The organism is Lacrimispora sp., assembly GCF_032078915.1.
GTDB lineage: Bacteria > Bacillota > Clostridia > Lachnospirales > Lachnospiraceae > Lacrimispora.
On the sequence record NZ_DAMAUN010000169.1, the window covers coordinates 1 to 5,673 of the forward strand.

The window sequence follows — 5,673 nt, forward strand, 5'->3', positions numbered from 1 at the left end:
TCTTTGAGCGACAACATCTTCCGCCGCCTGTTTTTCTGCCTCTTCAATATCCATAGGGCAGCCGGTCTGTTCGATGTTCTCGGTCATTTTCCGGGCCACTTCCTCATCCTGACAGATCAGACTTGCAGGATGACATAGTTCATGACGTTCCGTGTGCCAAAGGAAATCTAATAATAATAAATGGTCCTTCCCTGGGAATAATCTGGTACCACGCCCTACCATCTGGCTGTAAAGACTACGGACCTTCGTCGGCCGCAGGACCACAATACAATCTACACTTGGGCAGTCCCAGCCTTCAGTAAGAAGCATAGAGTTGCAGAGAACGTTATAATCTCCCCGCTCATAGGCTGCCAGGACCTCCGCCCGGTCTTTGCTTTCCCCGTTTACCTCGGCGGCCTTAAAACCCTTTTCATTCAAAATGCCCCGGAATTTTTGGCTTGTCTTAACTAGAGGAAGGAATACAACAGTCTTCCGGTCCCTGCAATGCTTTTCCATTTCATCCGCTATCTGATACAGATATGGATCCAAGGCCGTTGCCAGATCTCCGGATTTAAAGTCCCCGGACTGCATACCAACACCTGATAGATCAAGCTGCAGGGGAATAGTAAGAGCTTTGATTGGGGATAGGAATCCGGCCTTGATTGCTTTGGGAAGCGTGTATTCATAGGCCAGACTGTCAAAACACTCACCCAGGTTTCTCATGTCGCCCCGGTCCGGAGTGGCTGTTACGCCTAAAATATTGGCTCCTTTGAAATAATCTAAAATCTTTTGGTAACTGTCAGATAAACAATGATGTGCTTCGTCGATAATGATGGTGTCGAAATAATCCACCGGGAATTGTTTTAGTCTCTTATCTCTCATTAGGCTCTGGACGGACCCGACTACAACCCGGAACCAACTCCCTAAGCAGGTTTCCTCTGCCTTCTCGGTAGCGCACCCAAGGCCCGTTGCTTTTCCGATCTTATCGGCAGCCTGATCCAATAGCTCTCCACGATGGGCCAGAATCAACACCCTGTTCCCCCTGCGGACACAATCTTCTGTTACCTTGGCAAATACGATTGTCTTACCGCATCCGGTGGGGAGGACCAGGAGCGTCCGTTTGACGCCCTTGTCCCATTCTTCAAAAATAGCAGCCTTTGCCTCTGACTGATATGGTCTAAGCTCCATAATTAAAACTTCCCTGCCTCAAATTTTTTCGGTTCATTTGGAAGATACCTCTTCACATGGTTAAACTTCTTACTTGCATCGTTTCTATCTGTAGTTACCTCAATTGTGGCCTTACCCCTGGCTCCTGGAACTGCCGGCCAATTCATTTTAACTTTGCCGTTTACCTCTTTTTCACCAATGCAAAGAAAGAATTGTGCAATTTTCCATTCCATCTTGTCATAAAGAAGCAAGCCCTCTGTGATAAGTGTAGTTCCTTCCGGACTGTCAATTCTAAGTTTTAACACCGCTTTGTTGCATTCCGGAGATCTTTCACCACCTGGATGTCTTGCACGCTCAAAAGATTCTACTGTGAAATCATAATCTCCAGGAGGAAGGAGGACAAAGTCCCCGCCCCCTTCTCCTTTTTCTACTTCGTCGTCCCAACCTAATTCTTTTGCTTCATAATCTGCCATCTATTTTTCCTCCTTAATTAAACACTAAGCTGTCTTTTTCTTTCATTTCTTTAATCATGGGATATACCTGATCCCAGGCTCCTACCAACACGCCAGAGATAAAGTCCGGCGGATAATCAGCGACCGCCATGTCTGCGGGGAAGTATCCTCTGGCAGCCACAACATTCTGGATGTCCCACTCGTCAACCCGATTATTGATCATCAGATCCTGAAGGGCTTTCGGGATCCTCTCATCAACCTTTACATCCAGTGGATTCATAGGTTCTGACTTTGTATCCACCGGTGGAGCTGTTTTCTCTTCCTTCGGATGCTCTTCCTTGCTTTTGTTGACTGTACTCCCAGTGTTTTCCTGCCTCGGCTGCGAAGCGGGGGGAGCTGCCTTTTTCTTCTCCGAAACGGTGATTCCCGCATCAGAGCTTTCTATGATGTGACGAATGGCTCCATACTCAAAAGGCATTTCATCCGGAAGCCCGTACCGGTTCTTAGCGTCCCAACAAGAATGGTGAGCCGTATACATGACACGCCTGCCTCCCTGGGCCTTATTCCTACCTTTCTGAACGCCCTGTCCGTCCACATTGACTACCATGGTTTTATAATTGCAGAACAGTACCATATCCGCCCATTCTTTTACCATAGGGGCCACACCTTTGCTCAATTTCATTTCCCAACGATCGTAAGCCCCCAGCTCATCCGGCTGCTCAAACTTCCTCATTTTAGCGTGGGCCGTAAGAACCACATTAATCCCGACTTTTATTACATCAGTAAGAAGGTTCAAAAGCTTTCCGAACTCCTCCTGAATATATGTATACCCTTTCCCATAGCCGAACTCTTCAATGCTGCTCTTGTGATTCGTGGCACAAACATGAGTAATGCAGAGCATTTCCGCCCAGTCTGCTGTGTCAACAATCAATGTGCGGCAGATGTCCGGCGTCCGGATCACCTCTGAGACCTGTTCTAAAATCATGGTCCAGCTGCTGGGTTCCGGGAATCTCGCCACATCCATGTCCTTTGTGCTGCCCTCGGTATCTATAAACACCGGATCCGGGAACTGTGCGGCAAATGTTGACTTGCCGATCCCTTCAGGGCCATACGCAACAATCTTTTTCGCCCCCGGTAATTTTCCTCTGATAATCTGCATTAAAATACTCCTTTCTTCCATTCTGGCTTCCACCCTTCCACAACCGGGTGTTCTTGTCCTGCCACATAGCCATCTTCAATGATGATGGAACACTCTTCCCCGGTGCTCACCCGGGTCGCAATAGCTTGCAGGCCCTCAGCTTCCAGCCACTCCCCAAACTCCTTAAGTACTTCAATGTCCATCTGCTCCAGCTTGTCCAGGAGAACGAAACCGCATTCCGGATTAAGCTTCCTTACAATGGCAGTGGATACTTTCAGTCGGTCGGATCCTGACATGTTATCCCATTGCTGCCCTTTATAAACCGGCTCCCCGTCTTTGATAGACAGCTCAGGCAATGGAAGCGCTGCTGTTTTAAGAAGGTCATTCTTTGCGTCACGGGTACTATCAAGCTTTTTGGTAAGCTGGTCATACTGCCTGCGGTACTCTTTGGCATCGTCCTCGGCCTTTTCCTTGTCAAGGTTCGCCCGGACCTTCCGGTTGATTTCCTCTATATCGGAAATGTTCTGCTCCAGCTCTGCGGTAGACTGGTCCTCTAAATCCTTGGCATCCATTCTGGCAATGGCTAGATCAGCCCTGACCGCTTCCTGTTTCTTAAGTAACTCCTGGATCTGCTCCATAAGCCTCTGGTCTTCCTGCTCTAACTGGTGGAGTCGTTCACGCTTTCTCTGGTTCTCGCCGTTCTGTGCCAGGATGTCCTGTTGTTTTTTGATGAGCTCCGAAGCAGATACTAGCTCCGCTGGAGCATCATTGTAATAGGGCTGCTCCTTGGCATACTTTTCTTTCTGATCTGCAATACGGCCAATGGTAAGGCGCTCGTTATAGTGCTCCTGTTCTTCCTTCTCTAACGTAACCAGCTTGTCCCCTACTCCTATGATCTTAAGAAGGATCTGAGCTTTTTCCTTTGAGGTTGATTCCATGAACTTGGGAAGGTCAAGGGCGAACTGCTCCACAAAGTCATTAAGGAGCTGCTGGCCTCCCTTCTCTCCGTTTGGATCCGTGACCTTAAGTGCGCTGTTCTTTCCCTTCCGTTCCACCACAAGACCGTTACTCATGATGATGCGGAGATTCGGAGGGATCACGGACTGGTCACGCTGAGGCTGTGAAGGGCGGAACTTGTCCCCACCCAACATCCAGGCAATGGAATCCAATACAGAGGTCTTCCCCTGGTTGTTCCTTCCTCCAATGATTGTCAGGCCGTTGGCCGATGGCTCGATCTTTACGGCCTTAATTCGCTTTACATTTTCAATCTCCAACTGATTGATTTTCATAGACATTGTTGCAATCCTCCTGTAAATCCCCTATAATAGGGATGTAAAATATTTTCGTGTTACCTTGATTCCCTGGGAGTTGCCGCTCCTGGGGTTTCTTTTTATTCTTCCGGCATAAATCGATTATCTTGATCATCTCATCAAAGAACTTCGACATATACGGATCAGCTTGTCCACCAACCTTGCTAATCCAGTCAGCTTTAAAAGCTTCATAGTCTGTATCAGTCATTGGAATACATTTTTCAATGAGATCATTTGTCGTTTGCATAAGCTGGTTATCCAGCTCTTTATTCACCATGGCTTCCCCTCCTCTCACATCACTTCCAAATGCCCACATGTTCCCAAGACCACGATCATGCTGGCCACAAAGATCACAGCCGGCAGAAAACGCTTTGTAAACTCCATCAAGCGTGACTGGCGGGTGTCTGTGTAATCATCTAATTTATCAAAGTACTTTTGCATTGCCGTCACCCCTTACTTTCTTCTGCCATTTTAAGCAGATACTGATCCCACTTGTTTACATCCACCTGCCATCTGCGACCAACGCGGATTGCTGGGGATCCTTTTCTTTTAAATAGGGATTCTATCGTGTTGTGGCTTATGCCGTGACGCTCCACACAGTCCTTGATTGTTAGGAATTGCTTGTCCAACCTTGTACTCCCTCCTCTCATAATCTTTGCATGCATATCTCCTACTACGCTCAAAACAGCGATTGCGGTATCGGCAGGACTTACACGAATATGTAACCGTAACCATGCCTCACCTCCACTTTTTTGGTGTGCTGTTACGTGTCCTGGATTTCTTCCTCGGCGAAATATTCCACGGGCACTCCAAAGTGCTTTGCCAATATCATGAGCTTGTCAAACTTCGGTTTACTTCGTCCCGTTTTCCAATCTGACAAAACCGACTGAGCGATACCCGTTTCTTTTGAAACTTGATATGCTGTTTCGTTGTTCACGTCTAACAGCTCCGCAAATTTTTTATACAAGTTATTTTCACCGCCTTTCTATAATAAAATATATATTGCAATTACTACGGAAATGTGATATACTCGGTTTATCAGACGAAGTAAATAACATTTCCGCAGTATACAAAGAATGTAATACGCATTTCCTTTGTATGCTCTTATCATACTACGCATTTTCGATAAAGTCAACAGCTTTTTTCGGTTTTGCATAGTATTGTCTGCGGTTTGTGAAAGGTGGACAAATTATGTATGATATTTTTGAGCAACTTCTACAAAAGTATGGCGTCACAGCCTACAAAGTGTCTAAAGAAACCGGGGTAACTCAATCTACTCTTAGCGATTGGAAACGCGGCAGAAGCACACCAAAAACGGATAATATGAAAAAGATAGCGGATTACTTTGGCGTTACAGTTGATTACTTAATGACCGGAGAAGAAACAAAAGATACCACTCCAGAAGTTTCTCGGATTGAAACCCTAGCCGCTCATTTTGAAGGAGAAGAACTTTCAGAGGAAGAAATGGAAGAAATTATGAATTACGTTGAGTTTGTGAAAAGCAGACGAAATAAATAGAATTTTGTGGGGACGACAGAGTAATGAATGACTTAGAAAAAGAAGAACAGGAAGCGGCAGACGTTGGTTTACACATCGACTATGTTCCTTTTAAGAGGGAAAATATTAA

At 46.3% G+C, this 5,673-nt stretch carries 9 protein-coding genes; 1 reads left to right on the forward strand and 8 read right to left on the reverse strand.

Annotated features, from left to right (window positions below; all coding sequences use genetic code 11):
- The 8 genes from RT269_RS29575 to RT269_RS29610 form a co-directional block, all read right to left on the reverse strand.
- The coding region (locus RT269_RS29575; RefSeq protein WP_313188080.1) for a DEAD/DEAH box helicase at positions 1 to 1,167 on the reverse strand (1,167 nt) is incomplete at its 3' end.
- Between the two features lie 2 nt (positions 1,168 to 1,169).
- Positions 1,170 to 1,619: a hypothetical protein gene (locus RT269_RS29580; RefSeq protein WP_313188082.1), complete on the reverse strand. Its 450-nt coding sequence runs from the start codon at positions 1,617 to 1,619 to the stop codon at positions 1,170 to 1,172.
- A 13-nt stretch (positions 1,620 to 1,632) separates the two neighbouring features.
- Entirely contained in the window at positions 1,633 to 2,757 is a 1,125-nt protein-coding gene (locus RT269_RS29585) for an ATP-binding protein (RefSeq protein WP_313188083.1), read from the reverse strand.
- Positions 2,757 to 4,031, reverse strand: a complete 1,275-nt coding sequence (locus tag RT269_RS29590) for an AAA family ATPase (protein WP_313188084.1) — start codon at positions 4,029 to 4,031, stop codon at positions 2,757 to 2,759. Before RT269_RS29590 ends, RT269_RS29585 begins: the two co-directional genes overlap by 1 nt.
- Positions 4,000 to 4,323 (reverse strand): hypothetical protein, encoded by a 324-nt coding sequence (locus RT269_RS29595; protein ID WP_313188085.1) that lies wholly within the window; start codon positions 4,321 to 4,323, stop codon positions 4,000 to 4,002. The genes RT269_RS29590 and RT269_RS29595 overlap by 32 nt, the downstream gene beginning before the upstream one ends.
- Positions 4,324 to 4,337: 14 nt before the next feature.
- A complete protein-coding gene (locus tag RT269_RS29600) occupies positions 4,338 to 4,487 on the reverse strand; it encodes a hypothetical protein (protein ID WP_313188087.1) in 150 nt (49 codons plus the stop codon).
- 5 nt (positions 4,488 to 4,492) lie between these two features.
- Entirely contained in the window at positions 4,493 to 4,675 is a 183-nt protein-coding gene (locus RT269_RS29605) for a hypothetical protein (RefSeq protein ID WP_313188089.1), read from the reverse strand.
- Between the two features lie 134 nt (positions 4,676 to 4,809).
- On the reverse strand, positions 4,810 to 5,013 hold the full coding sequence (locus RT269_RS29610; protein WP_313188090.1) for a helix-turn-helix domain-containing protein: 204 nt from the start codon (positions 5,011 to 5,013) through the stop codon (positions 4,810 to 4,812).
- Positions 5,014 to 5,237: 224 nt separating this feature from the next.
- Here RT269_RS29610 and RT269_RS29615 point away from each other — a divergent pair, with 224 nt between their 5' ends.
- The gene (locus RT269_RS29615; protein ID WP_025230525.1) at positions 5,238 to 5,564 is read left to right on the forward strand and encodes a helix-turn-helix domain-containing protein; all 327 of its coding nucleotides are present in this window, start codon (positions 5,238 to 5,240) and stop codon (positions 5,562 to 5,564) included.
- The last annotated feature ends 109 nt before the right edge of the window (positions 5,565 to 5,673 follow it).